Annotated in this window: 15 protein-coding genes; 8 read left to right on the top strand and 7 right to left on the bottom strand. The window is 56.5% G+C overall.

The window, feature by feature from the left end; all coding sequences use genetic code 11:
• The first annotated feature begins 47 nt into the window (after positions 1-47).
• The 3 genes from tsaB to LL947_RS11950 all read left to right on the top strand — a co-directional run bounded on the left by tsaB (position 48) and on the right by LL947_RS11950 (position 2,848).
• A complete protein-coding gene (gene tsaB / locus LL947_RS11960) occupies positions 48-746 on the top strand; it encodes a tRNA (adenosine(37)-N6)-threonylcarbamoyltransferase complex dimerization subunit type 1 TsaB (protein ID WP_290823930.1) in 699 nt (232 codons plus the stop codon).
• The gene (locus tag LL947_RS11955) at positions 743-1,447 is read left to right on the top strand and encodes a class I SAM-dependent methyltransferase (RefSeq protein ID WP_499834423.1); all 705 of its coding nucleotides are present in this window, start codon (positions 743-745) and stop codon (positions 1,445-1,447) included. The genes tsaB and LL947_RS11955 overlap by 4 nt, the downstream gene beginning before the upstream one ends.
• Positions 1,448-1,670: 223 nt before the next feature.
• A protein-coding gene (locus LL947_RS11950; RefSeq protein ID WP_499833324.1) for an IS3 family transposase occupies positions 1,671-2,848 on the top strand; the annotation gives its coding sequence in 2 pieces (ribosomal slippage) (positions 1,671-1,962 and positions 1,962-2,848; 1,179 coding nt in all).
• A gap of 165 nt (positions 2,849-3,013) precedes the next feature.
• Here LL947_RS11950 and LL947_RS11945 read toward each other — a convergent pair.
• Entirely contained in the window at positions 3,014-3,691 is a 678-nt protein-coding gene (locus LL947_RS11945) for a YecA/YgfB family protein (RefSeq protein WP_499833323.1), read from the bottom strand.
• 52 nt (positions 3,692-3,743) lie between these two features.
• Here LL947_RS11945 and LL947_RS11940 point away from each other — a divergent pair, with 52 nt between their 5' ends.
• The 3 genes from LL947_RS11940 to LL947_RS11930 all read left to right on the top strand — a co-directional run bounded on the left by LL947_RS11940 (position 3,744) and on the right by LL947_RS11930 (position 7,551).
• Positions 3,744-4,331, top strand: coding sequence for a SprT family zinc-dependent metalloprotease (locus LL947_RS11940; protein WP_290824029.1), 588 nt, complete (start codon positions 3,744-3,746; stop codon positions 4,329-4,331).
• A gap of 277 nt (positions 4,332-4,608) precedes the next feature.
• Positions 4,609-6,561, top strand: a complete 1,953-nt coding sequence (acs, locus tag LL947_RS11935; protein WP_499833322.1) for an acetate--CoA ligase — start codon at positions 4,609-4,611, stop codon at positions 6,559-6,561.
• Positions 6,562-6,888: 327 nt separating this feature from the next.
• Entirely contained in the window at positions 6,889-7,551 is a 663-nt protein-coding gene (locus tag LL947_RS11930; protein WP_290824033.1) for a response regulator, read from the top strand.
• Between the two features lie 165 nt (positions 7,552-7,716).
• On the opposite strand, the gene LL947_RS11925 is transcribed toward LL947_RS11930, so the two are convergent.
• From LL947_RS11925 to LL947_RS11910, 4 genes are all read right to left on the bottom strand, one after another.
• Positions 7,717-11,658, bottom strand: coding sequence for a hybrid sensor histidine kinase/response regulator (locus LL947_RS11925; RefSeq protein ID WP_499833321.1), 3,942 nt, complete (start codon positions 11,656-11,658; stop codon positions 7,717-7,719).
• A 115-nt stretch (positions 11,659-11,773) separates the two neighbouring features.
• Entirely contained in the window at positions 11,774-12,289 is a 516-nt protein-coding gene (locus LL947_RS11920) for a hypothetical protein (protein ID WP_499833320.1), read from the bottom strand.
• Between the two features lie 180 nt (positions 12,290-12,469).
• Positions 12,470-14,266 (bottom strand): sodium:solute symporter family protein, encoded by a 1,797-nt coding sequence (locus LL947_RS11915; protein WP_499833319.1) that lies wholly within the window; start codon positions 14,264-14,266, stop codon positions 12,470-12,472.
• Between the two features lie 6 nt (positions 14,267-14,272).
• The gene (locus tag LL947_RS11910) at positions 14,273-14,533 is read right to left on the bottom strand and encodes a DUF4212 domain-containing protein (protein ID WP_499833318.1); all 261 of its coding nucleotides are present in this window, start codon (positions 14,531-14,533) and stop codon (positions 14,273-14,275) included.
• Positions 14,534-15,235: 702 nt separating this feature from the next.
• Between LL947_RS11910 and LL947_RS11905 the strand changes: the two genes are divergently transcribed.
• Both LL947_RS11905 and ttcA read left to right on the top strand, forming a co-directional pair.
• Positions 15,236-17,053, top strand: a complete 1,818-nt coding sequence (locus LL947_RS11905; protein ID WP_499834422.1) for a DUF294 nucleotidyltransferase-like domain-containing protein — start codon at positions 15,236-15,238, stop codon at positions 17,051-17,053.
• Between the two features lie 111 nt (positions 17,054-17,164).
• The gene (ttcA, locus tag LL947_RS11900) at positions 17,165-18,094 is read left to right on the top strand and encodes a tRNA 2-thiocytidine(32) synthetase TtcA (RefSeq protein WP_499833316.1); all 930 of its coding nucleotides are present in this window, start codon (positions 17,165-17,167) and stop codon (positions 18,092-18,094) included.
• Between the two features lie 3 nt (positions 18,095-18,097).
• On the opposite strand, the gene fnr is transcribed toward ttcA, so the two are convergent.
• On the bottom strand, positions 18,098-18,844 hold the full coding sequence (gene fnr, locus LL947_RS11895) for a fumarate/nitrate reduction transcriptional regulator Fnr (RefSeq protein ID WP_404414164.1): 747 nt from the start codon (positions 18,842-18,844) through the stop codon (positions 18,098-18,100).
• Positions 18,845-18,904: 60 nt separating this feature from the next.
• Positions 18,905-20,335: an oxygen-independent coproporphyrinogen III oxidase gene (gene hemN / locus LL947_RS11890; protein WP_499833315.1), complete on the bottom strand. Its 1,431-nt coding sequence runs from the start codon at positions 20,333-20,335 to the stop codon at positions 18,905-18,907.
• Positions 20,336-20,442: the final 107 nt, after the last annotated feature.

The following is a 20,442-nucleotide window of genomic DNA, read 5'->3' as shown; positions in this document are numbered from 1 at the left end:
TTTGACGCCATTGATCCCTGATTGACCCCGACAAGAGTGACCCTGCTATGTCGTTAACCTTACTGGCACTGGACGCATCCTCCAGCGCCTGTTCCGCTGCCCTGTTGCGCCGTGATGCTGAGCAGACGACCTGTCTGGCCCGCTTTGAAATGACCCCGCGTGCGCATACCCGGCGCCTGATGCCGATGATCAACGAGGTGTTGGCAGAGGCGGACCTGGCGCCCACCCAGCTGGATGCGATTGCCTTCGGGCGCGGTCCTGGCGCTTTTACGGGGCTGCGCATTGCTGCCGGCACGGCGCAAGGTTTGGCCTACGGGCTTGATCGCCCCCTGGTGGGGGTGTCGACGCTGGCAGCGCTGGCGCTTCAGGCGCATCGGCGTTTTCATCTTCAGCATCTGGTCACTGCGCTGGATGCGCGCATGGGCGAAATCTATTGTGCCAGCTGGCAATGTGTGCAGGATCAGCTGACGCCGCTGAGTGACGAAGCCGTCCTGGCCCCTGAACGCTTGCAGTTGCCCAATGATCAGGTTGAGTGGGTCGGCGTGGGGTCAGGCTTTACACGCTGGGAGGCATTTCCGGCCGAGGTGCAGGCCGCCATGCTGCAACACCTGGATGACCTGGAACCGCGCGCCGAAGAGATGGCCTGGCTGGCCGCAGACGAGGTTGCCGCAGGGCACGGACAGCCTGCCTGGCAGGTGCAACCGGTCTACCTGCGAAACGATGTCGCGTGGAAAAAGCCGGCATGACGCTGGCCAGCATGGCACTTCCCGCCGGGCTGGCGCTTGAGCAGGGCTCTGAAGGCCTGGTGTTGGTGGGGGATGAAAAACGTTTTGGCAAGCCGTTGAAGGTAGACTTTACAGCGGGCAAGGTTGCTCACCGTCGTCAGTTTGGCGGGGGCCGCGGGCAGCTTATTGCCAAGGCCTGTGGGCTGGCCAGCGGTATTACCCCCAGCGTGGTGGATGCTACCGCAGGCCTGGGGCGTGATGCCTTTGTGTTGGCCAGCCTGGGTGCCGAGGTGCTGTTGATTGAACGTGTCCCCGCTATTGCCGCCCTGCTGGATGACGGCCTGAAACGGGCTCAGTGTGATCAGGAAACCGCTGCGATTGCCGCCCGAATGCGGCTTTGTACGGGAGATGCCACCCAGTCGCTGGCCACCCTGGTGGCTGAAGCCGGCTTTGCGCCTCAGGTGGTGCACCTTGATCCTATGTTTCCGCATCGCGAAAAGTCAGCCCTGGTCAAGAAGGAGATGCGCCTTTTTCGCGCCCTGGCAGGTGATGACGCAGATGCCCCTCGCTTGCTGGAAGCCGCTTTGGCAACCGCCACCCACAGGGTAGTGGTCAAGCGGCCACGTAAGGCCCCACCGATCGCAGGACCAGCGCCGCAGCATGTGATTGAAGGCAAGACCAGCCGTTATGATCTGTATGTTCACCGCTCATTGAAGCGCTGATTCATGATTCACGAGTTTATCAATGTGGATCTGGCCTGCTTTATGTCGACGGTGTTGCCTGCTTCGATGACAGGTGGATTGCGCCGATCATCCGCCGGTAGGCTCAGCGTTTATAGATCCCTGTTTGCCCGGCGGATGACGCCGGGAATCCACCCTACGATTCACCACTCAACCTGGAGTGCCCCTGAAAAAGTAGACACCTTTTTTCTAGAGAGAAGGTGTTATGAAATACAAGCGTAGCCCCAGGTATTCTGACGAGTTCAAGCGTGACGCGGTGCAAACGTCTCTGACTTCACCACAGACACAGACGATGCTTGCTGCCAAACTATGTATACATCCGAATACATTAAGTCGTTGGCGCAAGGAGTTGACTATGGATAACACACCGTCTGATAAAAAAATTGCCAATGTCGGCCCTGAGAAAAGCGTTCAGGAGCTCGAAAGTGAAATTAAGAAGCTGAAAAAGCAGCTAAAACGCTCCCAGCTGGAGGCTGAAATCTTAAAAAAGGCGGACGAGTACTTCACCAAGCACGGCAAGTAAAATTTGCTTTTATTGAGGCCCACCGTCACTTGCGGTGGCCGCTCTCAATAACTTGTGGAGTACTCGGTGTCTCTCGATCAGGGTATTATCGTTGGAAGGGCCACCAACGGTGCCCTGGAAGAATGCAAAAGCGCCATCAAAGCATCACGTCTTTTTTGCTAGAGCGTGCTAAGAAAATGAAGAACGTGCCCGGTTATCGCAAGCTATGGTTGGAAGCTCAGGACGAAGGGTTTCGCTGCGGAAAGAACCAGGTTCAGCGTCTGCTTCAAGACGCAGGCTACCGTTCCTGTACCGCATTGAAGCCTGGATATCGACGCAGTGTGTCAAAATTACCTGTTTTGCCTAACCTATTGAACCGGGAGTTTGCCGTAGGTAAACCCAACAGAGTCTGGGTCTCGGATATCACTCAGATTCGCTGCAAGGAAGGCTGGCTCTATCTGGCGGCTGTCATGGACCTTGGCAATCGCCAAATCGTTGGCTATGCACAGGGGGCAGTGAACAGTTCAAGCCTTGTTTTAAAAGCCTTGGAGTCAGCCTGGAAGCGTTCTCAACCAGTTGGCAAGGAATTGCTTTTTCATTCCGATCAAGGCACTCAATATCACAGCGAAGAGGTAATGACGTGGCTTAACGACCGTGAGGTCACGATCAGCATGTCTCGCCGTGGAAATTGTTGGGATAATGCCTGTGCAGAAAGCTTTTTTGCCTCGCTCAAGAAGGAATGGACAAAGCGGCTAGGCATTCTGGAACGAAGCGATATTGCTGGTGAGATTCAGTACTATATTGATGAATTCTATCCAAAAATGAGAAGACACATGACGCTAGGAGGTCTCACTCCTAACGCCTATGCAGCAAACAGCTAAACTCAAGTGTCTACAAAAATGGGGTCATATCAACCACTCACCACTCACCACTCACCACTCACCACTCACCACTCACCACTCACCACTCACTACTCACCACTCACTACTCACCACTCACCACTCACCACTCACCACTCACCACTCACTACTCACCACTCACGACCCTCAGGAACGGGGCTGGCGCTTGCCCCGGGCCTGTTTGCCGCGAGGCGAGGGTTTGGGGGGTTCTGGCGGCACTCTGTAGTGGAGGTAAAGGTCCAGCACCAGTTCAGGGAGCTGGGCGACGAGGGCTTCCTGGCGCTGGGTATCCTTGGCCAGTTCCGCCATATCCGGTTCCTCTTCAAACAGCCCGGACAGCAGCATGAAGGGCAGCAGCAGGGTGGCTGCGGCTTCTTCGTCTTCAGCGAACCAGGCGGCTTCGTCGCAGAAGACACCTTCCATGAAGCCCGCACACCAGTCGCCAATCGGGGTTTCTTCCGCTGCCAGACCGCCCAGTGTCAGCTCAAAAGGCAGTTCAGGCAGGCCGCCCTGTTCGAGTACGGCCATGGCGTTATGGCGAAGATCGGTAAGGAGCTTGATAATATCATCGCGCTCGGCATCATCATGATAGTGCGGTTCCCCCTGAAAGAGCTCTGTCAGCCACTGTTGGGCTGGCAACTCGCTGGGCGCCACGGCCAGTGCCAACATAAAACCATGGGCAGAAATCAGATCGAGGGCATCTTCGTCGACCTTGTCGGAATCGAGAAACTCATCCAGGCGATCAAGCGCCTCATCTTCCAGCAGGGGTTGCGGTGGAAGGGAGGGTTGAGACGCTGTCTCGGAAGCATCAGGACGGTTGGACATACAAAGCCTCACTAGCAAATGGGCATGGCTGGAAAACATAACAGGATCTATGATGGCCAGTTTACCATTAAACAAGGCGTTGCCTCTGCCAGCCTGGCCAGAAAACCAGCTGGACGAGATGAATGATAGCGAACTGTATCAGGCGGCAAGGGAGCGAGTGATGCAGGCCTTGCAGCGCTGCCGGGAAGTCTACCCGGCCTTGCCCTGCCCACAGGTATGGTTTGATCTTAAAGGCGCCAGCGCCGGGCAGGCGCATCTTGGGCGTGGGGGCTTGCGCTTCAACCCTGTCTTGCTGGTTGACAACCGTCAGGCTTTCTTTGAGGAAGTGATTCCGCATGAAATGGCCCATTGGCTGGTGTTTCATCTACAGGATGGCCCGCGTCTCAAACCCCACGGCCGTGAATGGCAACAGGTAATGGTGAGCCTGTTCGGGTTGCCACCCCGGGTGACCCACCGCTTTGATATCGGTAAAGCGCAGCCCCGGCCCTACCTCTATCAATGTGGCTGTCGGGGACAGGAGGGGAGTCACCATTGGTTTACCGCCCGGCGTCATGCGCAGGTGCGCCGCGGGCGCCGCTACCGCTGCCGGTCATGCGCTCAGACCTTGGTCTATTGTGGCCAGGAATTGCCAAAAAGCTAGACATAAATCATTGTTATAAAAAGAAAAAATGTTAATACCAATGTCTAAAGGGAAGCTGGCGCCGTGGGGTTTATGCTAGTAACACTATTTTAACGCCGGAACAGCATCATAATAACCAGCCGGTAACATTCCCAAAGCCACTTTCTGACGTTGGGCTATTTTAAGCCGTTTCTATCAAAAGCTTGATTTAATGCATTTGGCAACACGCTTTGTTCAAGGCTAGATCAAGGGGCTTGGTTCAATAGAAAGTGCATTTTTCACGGACAGAGGCAATTTCATGAGCGAACAGCAGAACGTCTATCCGGTGATCGAATCAATCGCCGCCAATGCGTGGGCCGATGAAAAGACGTATCAGGCCATGTATCAGCAGTCAGTGGATGACCCGGAAGGCTTCTGGGCCGAGCAGGCGAAACGCCTGGATTGGATCAAGGCACCCACCCAGATCAAGCATACGTCCTATGCCCGCGATAACGTCGATATTCGCTGGTTCGAGGATGGCCAGCTTAACGTGGCCGCCAACTGTCTGGATCGCCACCTGGCCACCCGGGGCGATCAGACCGCGATTATCTGGGAGGGGGATGACCCGGCCGATGCCAAACACATCAGCTACCGTGAACTTTATGAGCGCACCAATCAGGTCGCCAATGCGCTGAAGGAACTGGGTATTCAGAAGGGTGACACCGTCACCCTGTATATGCCGATGATTCCGGAAGCCGCCATGGCCATGCTGGCCTGTGCCCGCATTGGCGCGGTTCACTCGGTTGTTTTCGGTGGCTTTTCGCCGGATGCGGTTGCCCAGCGCGTTATCGGGGCGGATTCCAAGCTGGTGATTACCGCTGACGAATCTGTACGAGGCGGCAAGCATGTGCCGCTCAAGGAGAACGTTGATGCTGCCTTGACCCGCGACGATACGGATGTGTGCAAGAACGTTCTGGTGGTGAAGCGTACCGGCGGTGACGTGGACTGGAACGACACTCGCGATCTGTGGTTTGACGACATGGTCGACAAGCAGTCAACCGAGTGTGACGCGGAAGCCGTCGGGGCTGAAGACCCGCTGTTCATTCTTTATACCTCGGGCTCTACCGGGGCGCCCAAGGGCCTCAAGCATACAACCGGTGGCTACCTGACCTACGCCGCCATGACCCACCAGTATGTGTTTGATTATCAGGAAGGTGAAGTCTACTGGTGTACGGCAGACGTGGGCTGGGTCACCGGTCACAGCTATATTGTCTACGGGCCGCTGGCCAACGGTGCGACTACCCTGATGTTTGAAGGGGTGCCCAGCTACCCGAGTCATGGCCGTATGGGCGAGATCGTTGACAAGCATTCAGTCAATATTCTTTACACCGCCCCAACTGCCGTGCGCGCGCTGATGGCCCATGGCGACGACGTCATGGATTCCAGTAAGCGTGATAGCCTGCGTCTTCTGGGGTCAGTCGGTGAGCCGATCAACCCGGAAGCCTGGGAGTGGTTCTACCGGGTAATCGGTAATGAAAAGTGTCCGATCGTGGATACCTGGTGGCAGACGGAAACCGGCGGCATCATGATTGCCCCATTGCCGGGCGCTACCCCGTTGAAGCCCGGCTCAGCCACACGCCCATTCTTTGGCGTTCAGCCCGCCCTGGTGGATAACGAAGGCAATCTGCTGGAAGGTGCCACCGAGGGTAACCTGGTGATTCTGGATGCCTGGCCAGGTCAGGCGCGCTCTATCTGGGGCGACCATGACCGCTTTGTGCAGACCTACTTCTCTACCTACGATGGCATGTATTTTACCGGTGACGGCTGCCGCCGCGATGAAGACGGCTATTACTGGATCACCGGGCGTGTCGATGACGTTCTGAACGTATCGGGCCACCGTATGGGTACCGCCGAGATCGAATCTTCCCTGGTGGCGCATGAGGCGGTAGCAGAAGCCGCTGTGGTTGGCTTCCCTCATGATATCAAGGGCCAGGGTATCTACATCTACGTTACCCTGAACGATGATGCTGAGCCTACTGATGAGCTGAAAAAGGAGCTCACCAAATGGGTGCGCAAGGATATCGGCCCGATTGCTTCTCCCGACGTTATCCAGTGGGCCCCTGGCTTGCCGAAAACCCGTTCAGGCAAGATCATGCGTCGCATTTTGCGCAAGATCGCTGCCAATGAATGTGATGGCCTGGGTGATACCAGCACGCTGGCGGACCCGAGCGTTGTGGATGAGCTGATCGAGCATCGCGCTGTCAAGTCATAGCGCTCTGTCGCTTAGCGAGTTTACTCAGCGAAGGGCGAGCACTATTTCTGGCTCGCCTGCCTCAAGACTGATAGTCAGCGTGCCGGCTTATTTAGCCGGCACGTTTGTTTGTGTGGGTCTGTTTTTTCAGCCATTCTGTAGGGGATATTTTGCAGGGCCGCTTATTAGCATTATATTAAATAAATATGCATCGCTTTCTCATTGCTAATATAACAATTTGTGCCTGTGGTGCTTGGGAATGAAGAACGCCATGGGGTACCATGCCAACACAGAATAAGCCTAACGTCGCGGCAATACGCTGGCTGCTTAAGAACCGGAGGAATATCCATGGCTATAGCTCAAAAATTCATTGTTGCAGACGATCACCCCTTGTTTCGCGCTGCGCTGACCCAGGCGCTGCGTCAACTGGCGCCACAGGCGGAGATCGTTGAAGCCGACACCATGGAAGCCACTGCCGACGTGGTCAACCGCCATCCGGATGCAGACCTGATTCTGCTCGACCTGCATATGCCTGGTGCCCACGGTTTTTCCGGGCTGATTCAGCTGCGTGGCCAGATGCCGGATATTCCCGTAGCGGTGGTGTCAGGCAGCGATGAGCCCTACGTCGTGCGCCGCGCGATAGATTATGGTGCCTCCGGTTTTATTCCCAAGTCGTCGTCATTGCAGCTGATTGCCGAAGCGGTTGGGGAGATTCTTGACGGTGAGGTCTGGCTGCCGGAAGCGCTGGCAGGCGTACTGGATGAAAGCAGCGAGGATGAAACCAAGTTTGCTGAAGCCATCGCGTCTTTGACTCCTCAGCAGTTCCGTGTGCTGAACATGCTGACCGAAGGCCTGCTCAACAAGCAGATTGCTTATGAATTGAGTGTGTCAGAGGCCACTATCAAGGCTCACGTCACGGCCATTTTGCGTAAGCTTGGCGTGCACTCCCGCACCCAGGCGGTGATTGCCGCCCAGAAACTGGAAGTTGAACCGCCGAAAGTGTCTTCTTGAATAATGGTGAGTAGTGAGTAGTGAGTAGTGAGTAGTGAGTAGTGAGTAGTGAGAAGTGAGTAGTGAGTAGTGAGTAGTGAGTAGTTGGTATGGTCCCAGGAATGACACCACACTTTTCACGATTCACGATTCACGATTCACGATTCACGATTCACGATTCACGATTCACGCTTCCCCCGCTCGGCTGGCTTGTAACGTGCGGGTAAGCAGGGCGCGCAGGGCGGCGGGGCGTACCGGTTTGAGCAGTAGCTGGTAGCCGGCACGCTTGACTTCTTCAGCAACGGCTTCAGTGCGGTCGGCGGTAATCACAATGCCGGGCACGGCGCCTTCCAGCCGTTCGCTCAGGGCCTCAAGCGCCATCATGCCGGTCACTTCATTGTCCAGATGGTAATCGGCCAGGATCGCATCCGGGTCGCCGTCCATATTACGCAGAATGGACTTGGCACCGCCGATACTGGTGGCGGTAAAAACTTCACACCCCCAGCCGCTCAACATGGCGCTCATGCCTTCGAGAATCAGGGATTCATTGTCGATGCAGACAATGCGGGTGCCCGAGAGTTTGTTGCTGGCACGGCGTCGGCCGGGCTCTTCGATACTGCTCTGTTCCCGCGCGGCTACTACCGGCACGCTGATCGCAAAGACGGTGCCCAGGCCAACCCGGGAGCGTACCTTGATGGGGTGGTCCAACACCCGGCACATGCGATCGGCAATTGACAGCCCCAACCCCAGGCCCTTTTCGCTTTCCTTATGCCGAGAGGCCTGATCAAGTCGGCGGAACTCCTGGAATATCTCGGATAGCTTGGATTCGGGAATGCCCGGACCGCTGTCCCATACTTCGATGCTCAGTCGGTCACCATGACGGCGGCAGCCCAATAGCACCCGGCCTTCCTGGGTATAGCGCAGCGCATTAGACAGGAAATTCTGCACTATTCGGCGCAGCATCTGGGGGTCGGAGTCGACCCATTGGCGGGTGGATACGACATCCAGATCCAGGCCGCGATCTTCCGCCATGACATCGAATTCGGCGCGCAGCGGCTGGAAGATATCCGCCAGTGCGAAGTGGCTACGTCTTGGGGTCAGGGCACCGGCATCCAGTTTGGAGATATCCAGCAGGGTGCTGAGCAACTCTTCGGCGGCCTGCAGGGAGTTGTCGATGTGATGGATGGTGCGCTGGGTATTGTTGTCATGCTGCCCCTGGATCAGTGCTGAGGTAAACAGACGCGCAGCATTGAGCGGTTGGAGCAGATCATGACTGGCGGCGGCCAGAAAGCGGGTCTTGGACGCATTGGCATCCTCTGCCAGCTGTTTGGCCTGGCGCAGGGCCAGTTCCGCTTCGGCGCGCACCTGGTTTTCCTGACGCAGGGCGGCGTTGGCTTCGGAAAGCGCCTGGGTGCGTTCCCGCACGCGTTCTTCCAGGGTCTCGTTGGTTTCCTTGAGGGCGATTTCTGCCTGGCGCCGTTCGGTGATGTCCTGATAAAGGGCAAAGAAGCCAAGTATTGATTGGCTATCGCCGAAGTGCGGTGTGTAGGTGACCAGCATGTAGTGCATGCTGTCGTTGAACATCAGCGACACTTCAAAGCTGACCCGCTCGCCGTTCAGGGCGCGTGCCACCCAGGGCGCTCGCTCTTCGGCTTGTTCGCGACTGAGTACTTCGTCATTGCGCTTTCCGATCACGGCGTTGCGGTCAATCCCGAAGGCCTGTTCGTAGGCGCGGTTGGTAAACAGATAACGGCATTCCTTGTCAAAGTAGGCAATCAGGGCCGGCACATTATCGGTGTAGATACGGATATTGTTTTCCGAGCGTATCAGGGCTTCTTCGATACGCTTTTGCTGGGTGATATCCTGGTAGGTATACACAAAGCCACCGCCCGGCATGGGGTTGCCCTGTACTTCCAGAACGCTGCCATCCTGGCGATAGCGCACATAGCGATGCGGTTGCCCTTCGCGGATGTTATCCAGCAGCAGTTGTACGTGTTCTTCCGGGTCGCCGGGGCCATATTCGCCGTTGTGGGCGTTGTAACGGAAGATGCGGTCGATAGGGGCGCCCACCCTTATCAGGTGATCAGGGAAGCGGAAAAGCTCCAGATAGCGCTGGTTCCACACCACCAGGCGCAGGTTCTGATCCACCACGCTGATGCCCTGGTTGATGTTTTCGATGGTCGCCTGCAACAGAGCGCGGTTGAATTCGAGTACCTGGGAGGCTTCATCCACAATGGAAATGACATCCGAGATACCGATGCCGCGCCCCTGGAGGGCTGAATTGACGACGATGCGGGCCGAAGAGGCTCCCAGTACCGAGGCCAGAAAGCGTTCCGTGAACTGGATAATATCAATCGAGGCGCGGGTGCTGTCTTCAAGCGGCTTGCCGGTGCGCCGGGCATAATCGTCAAAGGCGCGGGACACCTGGCGAGCGCCGAGAAAACGTTCACACAAAACCCTGAGATCACCCACTGTGGTGGCCCCTGTCCAGGGGCGGTTGACAGAGGTCTGGCGGGTTTCCACGCTATCGACAAACAGCGAAGCCTGGATGCGTTCAACCACGCGTTGGGACGTCACCTGTGAGACAAAGATGAAGCAGAACAGGTTCAGCCCGAGGGACAGCATGACGCCGTGGGTAAAGGGGTCGCCAAGTTGCAGGCCGAACAGGGCCGTGGGTGTCAGCCACTGCTGGTTGAGTGGGCCGCCCAGCAGCCAGGTGTCAGGCAATACGCCGGCATTGATCATGGCCGGCATCAGAAGGCTGTAGGTCCAGATAATGAAACCGGCATTCATGCCGACAATCACTCCGAAACGATTGCCACGCTTCCAGTACAGGCCACCAATCAGGGCCGGTGCAAACTGGGCCGCTGCGGCAAACGACAGCATGCCGATAGAAGCCAGTGAGGTAAATTCAGCAATCAGCTGATAAAAACCGTAGCCCATGCCGAGGACTGCAATAATGGTCAGGCGCCGTGCACGTAGCACCAGGCGGCCATAGTCTCGGGCCTGGGTATCAAACCAGCGCAGCCGGAAGAGGGCGGGAATCACGATCTCATTGGAAATCATGATCGAGACCGCCACAGCCGCCACAATCACCATGCCGGTGGAGGCTGAAAAACCGCCGATAAACGTCAGCAGCGTCAGCCAGTCCTGGCCAGAGGCCATTGACAGGGCCAGCACATAGCTATCCGGCTCCATGCCAGTGTCGCCGAACATCCACAGGCCGGCCGCGGCCAGCGGCACTACAAAGAAGGCAATCGCGACCAGGTACAGAGGGAAAAGCCAGCGCGCCTTGCGGGCATCGTCGCTGTGGGTATTTTCCACCACGGCAACATGAAACTGGCGCGGCAGGCACAGCACCGCCAGCATGGCCAACAGGGTCTGGGCCCAGAAACCCTGACCAAAATCCTGACTGGCCAGCTGGCGCTGAAGTTCAAGCTGGCTTTCGGCAAAATTCATCAGCTCGCCCAGACCGTCAAACATGCCCCAGGTAACGACACTGCCAAGCACCACGAAGGCAAGCAGCTTGACCAGGGATTCAAAGGCAACCGCATGAATAAGGCCTTCATGATGTTCCGTGGCGTCGGTATGACGGGTGCCGAAAATAATCGCAAAGACCGCCATGACAATGGCCACATAGAAGGCCGTGTCGGTAAACAGGGGGGCCTGGGCTGCATCGCTGGCATCGGTCAGAATGCTGAAGGAGGAGGCCACGGCTTTAAGCTGCAGCGCGATATAGGGCAGGGTTCCAAACAGGGCCACCAGGCTGGCAAAGGCGGCCAGCGATTGGGCCTTGCCGTAGCGTGAAGCAATAAAGTCGGCAATCGAGGTGACATTCTGATGCTTGGCAACGCGGATCATCTTGGCGAGCACTGGCCAGAACAGCAGGAAGGTCAGAATCGGGCCGATAAAGATACTGGCAAACGACCAGCCGTTGGTGGCTGCCTGGCCAACGGCGCCATAAAAGGTCCACGAGGTGCAGTAGATTGCCAGGGCCAGACTGTAAATAATCGGGCGTTTATGGCTGGCGCCATGAGTGCGGGCACGCCGATCACCGTACCAGGCAATACCAAACAGTACCGCGATATATAAAAGCGATACGGCCACCAGAAGTCCGCCGTGAAACATCTCTTTTCCCCGCAAATACGAAAACAGGCGTCAGGCCGCTAGTGTCAGATGATGGCTGACAGATTGAGACCCATTCTAGGAGAAATTGGCCGCAGCGTCAGTGAAATACAGGGCGTCAGCTGCCTGTCGGGCAAATGGCAGTGTAGATGCCTGAATCCTGACGCAGGGTGCGGGTAGCCTGAGTGTCCGGTTCGCCGCTGTCATCCTCGATGGGTACCAGCTCCCGGGAATCGCAGTTAAGCACATAGCGCTGAGGGATCACGGTTTCCGTGTAGTGGCGTTCAAAGTGATAGAGGATGAAGTCAGCGACCGGCGTGTCGCCGTCGCTGATGCGAACGCTATTATGATCGACAACGGTAAACTCGGTGACCATGGGAAAGGCAAAGGTCCAGGGGCGCCATATCGCACTGCTGGTCTGGCTTGAGACGACTTCGGCTGAAGGCGGCAACTGTTGTTGCTTGAGCTCAAACCAGCCGTATTCCGTTGATACCTGGTAGCCCAACATGCCCAGGCCGCCAAATACGGGAATGATCCATGTGGGCAGGCGCTTGCCGCTGAGGGTGCGCAGGAAAAGACCGATACCTGCAGCCGCGAGGCCAGCAAATATGGCGGCGATCAGATGCCAAATCATAATAGGGTAATCCTTGGAGTGAAAAACTGGGTTGGGCAATCTACCATTATGCCAAATCTTCGCTGCGTTGAGGGTATTTAAACGCAATCGGGCTTCCCAGAGGGAAGCCCGATGTGTGATCAACCCGAACGACTTACAGATATCCTGCTCGGGTTGATGATGCCTGGATCACTCTATGAATCAGTGATCCACTGCACCGCCAGCACCTTTCGGATAGCGTACGCTTTCCACCAGGTCCTGGATTTCCTGCGGCGGTTCTGCGGTCGCATTGGCCACCACAAAGGCCACTGCGAAGTTGCACATGGCGCCGATCGCACCGAAGGACAGCGGCGAGATGCCGAGGATCCAGTTATCCGGTGTGTTGGGCAGCATGTTGGTGCCAGGAATGAAGAACCAGCCCAGGTAGGTGAAGATGTACAGCAGGGTGGCAATCAGGCCTGTCAGCATGCCGGCAACCGCACCGACGTTGTTGATGCGCTTGGAGAAGATACCCATCATCAGTGCCGGGAAGAGTGATGCACCGGCAATACCGAAGGCCAGGGCCACTGTCTGTGCCGCAAACCCGGGTGGGTTCAGGCCCAGATAGGTAGCGAGCAGGATGGCACCGGCCATGGAAATACGCGCTGCCAGCATCTCGCCTTTTTCGGTAATCTTCGGGTTGATCATGGTCTTGATCAGGTCATGGCTGATCGCAGAGGAAATCGCCAGCAAGAGCCCGGCTGCGGTTGAGAGGGCAGCAGCAATACCGCCTGCAGCAATCAGGCCGATCACCCAGGGGGGCAGGTTGGCAATTTCAGGGTTAGCCAGTACCAGGATGTCGTTGTTGACCGACAGTTCGTTGCCGTTCCAGCCACGTTCTTCGGCCGTTTCAGCAAAGTCTTCATTGCTTTCGTTGTAGATCTGGACGCGACCGTCGTTGTTCTTGTCTTCGAACGTGATCAGGCCGGTTTCTTCCCAGGTGCGGACCCACCCTGGGCGCTCTTCATAAACCAGGGCGTTTTCAGCCGCGGATTCGTAGTCTTCTACCTGGCCGGCCATTTCCGGATAGACGGTGGTCGCCAGATTCAGGCGCGCCATGGAACCAACCGCAGGCGCTGTCAGGTAAAGCAGGGCGATGAAGACCAGTGCCCAGCCAGCGGACCAGCGTGCATCAGCCACTTTCGGGACGGTGAAGAAGCGGATGATAACGTGGGGCAGACCTGCAGTACCGACCATCAGCGACAGGGTAAACAGCACCATGTTGAGCTTGTTATCCACGTCAGCCGTGTAGTCCTGGAAGCCCAGCTCATTGATAACCTGGTTGAGCTTTTCCAGCATCGGAATGCCGGACTCGGTGTGGGTGCTGAACATGCCAATGCCCGGAATGACCGTGTCAGTCAGCTGCAGCGAAATGAACACCGCTGGAATGGTATAGGCAATGATCAGTACCACGTACTGGGCCACCTGGGTGTAGGTTATGCCTTTCATGCCACCGAAGACGGCGTACAGGAAGACGATCAGTGCTGCTATCCAGATGCCCCAGGTGTTGGAGACTTCAAGGAAACGCGAGAAAGCAACCCCGGCACCGGTCATCTGACCGATAACATAGGTAACGGATGCGACAATCAGACAGATAACCGCTACCAGACGCGCGGTACGGCTGTAGAAACGGTCGCCGATGAAGTCGGGTACCGTAAACTTGCCGAACTTTCGCAGGTAAGGGGCCAGCAGCATGGCCAAGATGACGTAGCCGCCTGTCCAACCCATCAGGAAGGTTGAGTTGGCGTAACCGCCGGAGGCCAGCAGACCGGCCATGGAAATAAACGATGCCGCTGACATCCAGTCAGCCGCAGTTGCCATACCGTTGGTGATCGGGTGAACACCGCCACCGGCAACATAGAAATCCTTTGTCGAACCTGCGCGCGCCCATATCGCAATACCGATATAGAGCGCAAAGGAGGCCCCAACAAACAGAAGGTTGATTAAAAACTGACTCATATTGGCTTACTCCCCCAGGCCAAATTTTTCATCGAGCTTGTTCATCTTCCAGGCATAAAAGAAGATGATCCCGATGAAAGTAAGGATGGAACCTTGCTGGGCGAACCAGAAGCCAAGATCCGTGCCCCCTACCGGAATGCCCGCCAGAAGCGGACGAAACAGGATAGCGCAGCCATATGAAACGAATGCCCAGACAGCGAGACATCCGACAATGGTACGGACGTTCGCTTTCCAGTATTCAGCAGCATTGGATTTATCATCTGCCATTGTGTTGCTCTCCACTTGTGATTTATAGGTTTGGAAAGTTAACCCATAGCGTTTGGCCCATCAGGGCAATCGCACGTTGGGGCGTCACTCAAGTGGTTATCCCACATGTCTGTTTTTCCGGAAAACGCTGACCCTTCCTTATCTTTCTTGAAGTGTCGTCGTGAGCGGGAAAATCAGGTCGCAATACCATGTGAAGATAACGTGTAACGTGCGTTGACCCTGAATGACTCGCCATCATAGTGGGCAATATCGCATGAAAATAAATCCCAGACTTTGGTATCAAAGCTCATGATACGATAAAGCTTTATTTTCAAGTCATTGTTTTTATTGGCTTATAGATAATTTTATAGAGATCTTAAAGGCATCCTGCAGGCTATGGGACAATAGTCTAGAAGGCCTGAGAGTTGCTATTTTGTAAGCTGTTCGGGCGATCCGGTGTCTCCAGTCGGACTATGGGTAGCTGTTCGGGAATTCTCTGGTGGGCCTGCCGAGTGACACTTTCTGGCAGTTTGCGCGTATCGTCTGGATATACTGCAGTACTGAGTCAATACTTTATAGTGGCGTCAGCGGTCGTTTTTTTGCAGCAGTGAGATGCGCCAGCTGATGCTGGTTTACCAGCTAACACCCGCGACGATCAGCGCGCTATGCATACTGCCTGGCAGTGTTACGACGTTGAATACGCCAACCAATGAGGTGACCATCATGGTCGAAGTGGATCTGACGCAACCCCCCTTTAACATGCTCGACGAGACGGGCCGCGAAGAGGTGCGCCGTAGTCTGGATATGGTGTATTACGATCGTGACGAGATCATTCTTGAAACAGGACAAACGGGAGAGCATGTTTTTCTGATTCACAGGGGGGAAGTGGCTGAAGTTGATCCTACCTTGCCTTCATCGACGTCCAGAATCGGTCACTACACGGCGGGCGACCTGTTTGGTGCGATCAGTATCCTGAATGGAAAAAGCCGTTACCGCTTTATCGCAGAACAGGAGTGCCTGTGCTATCTGCTGCCCAAGGCACTCTTTCAGCAGCTATGTGCTGATTATCCTGATTTCAGTGATTTTTTCCGTCAGACCCTGGCGCACAAAGCGCGCCTGATGACCGAAAAGCGCGCTGAAGGCGGAGTGACCATGGCAGGCTTCATGCTGGCCCAGGCCAAGGAATGCATGCGCGAGCCAGTGATGATGGATGCCAATGCCGATATAACTGACGCGGTCAGGCAGCTGAACGAGCGGCATGCTGATAGCGTTCTGGTCATGCATGAGGGCGCACCCGGCATGGTCACCAAGACAGATCTGCTGAATGCTCTGGTCATGGATGGGCGGGCGCAAAGTAACCCTGTGGTGGATATCGCCCATTTCTCTCTGGTAACGGTCACGCCGCAACAATACCTGTTTGAAGCCCTGGTGCTGATGACGCGCCACAAGGTATCCCGGGTGGTGGTGGTTGAGCGTGAGACCGTCAAGGGCGTGGTTGAGTTGACCGATGTGCTCAGCTACTTTTCCAGCCGCAGCTATGTGGTCAGCCTGCAGGTCGAGCAGGCCAGTGACCTGGAGACTCTGGCAGCGGCCAGCCAGCGCACGCCTGAACTGGTCAAGGCATTGATGGCGCAAGGGGTCAAGTTGCGTTTTGCCATGGACCTGTTGGCGGCATTGAACGGGCGGATCATCAGCAAGGCATGGCAGTTTACCGTTGACCCTCAATTCAATGCTGATAGCTGCCTGATGGTGATGGGCAGCGAAGGGCGCGGTGAACAGATCCTGAAAACCGATCAGGATAATGGCCTGATTCTGGAGGACCATCTTCAATGGCCGGGGCTGGAAGATGACATGCAGCGTCTGACCGATACCCTGATCAAGCTGGGATACCCCCCCTGCCCGGGAAATATCATGGTATCCAACCCGGAGTGGGTGGGTACGGTCAGCCAGTGGCAGCAGCGGATTGCTCGTTGGGTTGAGGCGCGCGACGGAGACAGTCTGATGAAGCTGGCCATCATGCTTGATGCCCATGCGGTCGCCGGTAATCCAGCGCTGCTGGAGCGTGTGCGCAGCACCCTGTTTGAAGCCGGGGCCAAGGATGAGTTACTGCTTTCCTACTTCGCGCGCACCACGCTGCGCTTTTCTACTCCGTTGACCCTGTTTGGTTCATTGAAGAAACGTCAACACGGAATCGATATCAAGAAAGGCGGTATCTTTCCCATTGTGCATGGGGTACGCACCATGGCGTTGGAACGCGGGATACTGGCCACATCGACGCTCGACCGGCTGGATGCCCTGGTCGAGGATGGCCGCCTGAAACGTCGCTTTGCCGACGACCTGGGGGAAGCCTTGGCCCTGTTTACCGAGTTACGTCTGAAGCAGCAGCTGGAAGAGGGCGAAGCGAATGTTACCAAGCGCTCTGACCGGGTCGTGGTGCAGGAGCTTTCTTCGCTGGAACGTGACCTGATGCGTGAAGCCCTGCATATCGTCAAGGATCTCAAGCAGCGCCTGTCCCACCGTTATCACCTTGAATATTCATGATGAAAGGGGCATTCCAGGCCGTCGGCAATGAGCAGAATAGCTGCTAGAATACGCGGCCTGAAATAGCCGTTGAATATTTTATGCTGCAGCACGACTGTCCGGGCCCTGTCTATGCCAACCATGATGTCTTCACCGCAAGCGGTCAATGCCGCTGCTGACCGAGTCGACCCTGTTCCGAGCGAAACAGCGTCGCGTCATAGCGCTGAGCAGGCGCGACAGAAACGCCAATTCGACAAGCTGCAAAAGCGTCTGCGTCGCTGTGTCGGTCATGCCATTATTGATTACCGCATGATCGAGGAAGGTGACAAGGTAATGGTGTGCCTTTCCGGCGGTAAGGACAGCTACACGATGCTGGAGATCCTGCGCAACCTTCAGCGTAACGCGCCGGTGAGTTTTTCTCTGGTCGCGGTCAATCTGGATCAGAAGCAGCCGGGTTTTCCTGAACATGTCCTGCCCGAATATCTGGAAAAACTCGGGGTGGACTATCATATCCTGGAGCGTGATACCTACTCGGTGGTCAAGGAGAAAACCCCGGAAGGCAAGACCACCTGTTCGCTTTGCTCGAGGCTGAGGCGCGGTTCCCTGTATGGCTTTGCCGAACAGATTGGCGCCAACAAGGTGGCGTTGGGGCATCATCGGGAAGACATTCTGGAAACCCTGTTTCTTAACATGTTCTTTGGTGGCAGCCTGAAAGCCATGCCACCCAAGCTGTTATCAGATGATGGCAAGAATATCGTTATTCGCCCTCTTGCTTACTGCAAGGAAGCGGACATTGCCGAGTTTGCCAGTCAGATGGCCTTTCCGATCATTCCCTGCAATCTGTGTGGCTCGCAGCCCAACCTGCAGCGCCAGGTGGTCAAGGAAATGCTGGCAGAGTGGAATAAAAAGCACCCCGGGCGGCTGGAAAGCATGTTCAGGGCGGTAACCAATGTTGCCCCGTCCCAACTGGCGGATCGTCAACTGTTTGATTTTGCCGGTCTTGAAGCCAAGCAGGCCGACCTGATGGCCGACCGTATCCAGGCGTTTGAGGTCGGTTCCTGAGGGTTATCCGGCGTCTTCGATGTCTTCTTCGGCCAGGGTCAGCAGCAGCGGCATATCGAGAATGTTCACTTCCCGGCCGGAAACGGCGACGACCCCCTGGTTCTGGAAACGGCTGAGTATGCGACTGACGGTTTCCACCGCAAGCCCCAGGTAATTGCCGATATCTGCCCGAGACATGGAAAGCCGGAAGCTGTAGGGGGAATAGCCACGGCGCCGGAAGCGCTCGGACAGCGTGATCAGGAACGTCGCCAGGCGCTGATCGGCGGTCTTGCGCGAGAGCAGTCGCATCATGCGCCGGTCATCGCGCAGCTCCTTGCTCATGCTGCGGTACAGCTGACCTCGCAATTCCGGCAATTCGGCCGCGAGCAACTCCAGGCGGTCAAAAGGGATCTCGCAGACCGTGGTGGTTTCCAGCGCGACCACGCTGCCCGGATAGTGCTGTTCATCAATCCCGTCCAGCCCGGCCAGTTCGCTGGGCAGATAGAAATTGGTCAGCTGGTCGGTGCCGCCACCTTCGGTGGTCAGCTGTTTAAGGCTGCCGGAACGCACGGCAAACACGCTGGTGAAGCGGTCTCCCTGACGAAACAGGGGCTCGCCTTTTTTCAACGGCGCACGCCGACGGATGATGGCATCAAACTGGCTCATGTCATCCAGCTCAAGGGCCAGGGGCAGGCATAGCGAGCTGAGACTGCATGTCTGGCAGCGCGCCTCATTGAGCCGGGCTCGCCGACGGGTCATGGGTTCCGGCATGGGCTCCTCCTTGGAAAGATAGCGCTTTCATTATGAAAGCAAGAGCCCATGCCGACAAGCCTAAACAATCCGCGAATATCGCTGAGTGGTATCGTCGGGTAGATGTGCGTCAAAGGCCATGGCCAGGTGACGGATCAGCAACCGACCGATGGGTGTGGCGCGAAGCAGGTCGCCTTCCTGTTCCATCAGGCCATCGTGCAGCGGGCCCTGTAGACGCGCCAGGGTAGTAGCAAAGTAACGCGGCGCATCAATGTTCCAGCGTTTGCTCACCTCGGCCAGGTCGATCTGCATATCGCACATCAGGCGTTCGATCACGTCCCGGCGAATCAGGTCATCGGTGTTCAGGCGTAAACCCTTGACCGTGGCCAGCTGGCCACTGTCCAGCGCTTGCTCATAGCTTGCCAGGTCCGTCGGGTTCTGGGCGTAGACATCATTGACCCGCGAAATGGCTGATACGCCCAGACCTACCAGGTCACACTGGGCATGGCTTGAATAACCCTGGAAGTTGCGCTGCAGGCTGCCTTCACGTTGCGCCACGGCCAGGCTGTCATCGGGGCGGGCAAAGTGATCCATACCGATATGCACATAGCCTGCGCTGGTCAGCATATCAATGGTGGTATGCAGGATATCCAGCTTCTCTTCGGCGCTTGGCAGGTCACTTTCATTGATGCGCCGCTGCGGTGCAAAGCGTTGAGGCATGTGGGCATAATTGAATACCGATAGGCGTGCCGGGTTAAGATCTATCACCTGGCGCAGGGTATCGGCAAACCCCGCCTGGCTCTGATGTGGCAGGCCGTAGATGAGATCAAGGTTCAGCGAGCGAAAGCCAAGGCGGTGGGCTTCCTCCATCAGGGTTTCCGTCAGCACGCGAGGCTGGACGCGGTTGATGGCTTTCTGTACCACAGGATCAAGGTCCTGCACGCCCAGGCTGATGCGGTTGAAGCCGAGTGATTGCAGGTGGCGCAGGGTGAATACATCCGCCTCGCGGGGGTCGATCTCGATGGCGTAGTCGCGGCTTGGCGAGGATGACAGGCCAAAGCGCGCATCCAGACGATCAATGACGTCGCTCATCTGGCTCAGGGTCAGAAATGTGGGCGTACCGCCGCCCCAGTGCAGCTGTTCAACGTTGCGGGTGGTATCCAGGTGCTGCGAGGTTAGCACCATCTCCCGGTCCAGGCGTGACAGGTAAGGCTCGGCCAGCGCGGTGTTCTTGGTAGCAATCTTGTTGCAGGCGCAATAGAAGCAGATCTTGCGGCAAAAAGGCACGTGTACATAAAGCGACAGCGGCTTTCGAGTGGCGTTGCTGCGTTCCAGCGCGGCGGTGAAATCATCGGCGCCAAACTGATCGTGAAACGACAGCGCCGTGGGGTAGGAAGTATAGCGCGGTCCGCTTTTATCGTAGCGGCGCAAGAGCGCTTCATCCCAGCCCGGGTTAGTGGGCGTTGCCGCTCTGTCAGCGGTTGAGGTAGCAGCGAGAGCGTGAACGGCCATGACGAAACTCCATTACCAGGAAAACAGGGATTAAACCCCATCCTACTCCTGGTGAGTCCGGTAAGAATTGAGCTGCGTCAAGGAAGCACGCGTGTCGTTGGAAAGCC

The organism is Halomonas sp. BLK-85, assembly GCF_044792155.1.
In the GTDB taxonomy this organism is placed as follows: domain Bacteria; phylum Pseudomonadota; class Gammaproteobacteria; order Pseudomonadales; family Halomonadaceae; genus Vreelandella.
Note: the sequence above shows the minus strand (reverse complement) of the source record. Positions and strands in the feature narration are given on the sequence as shown.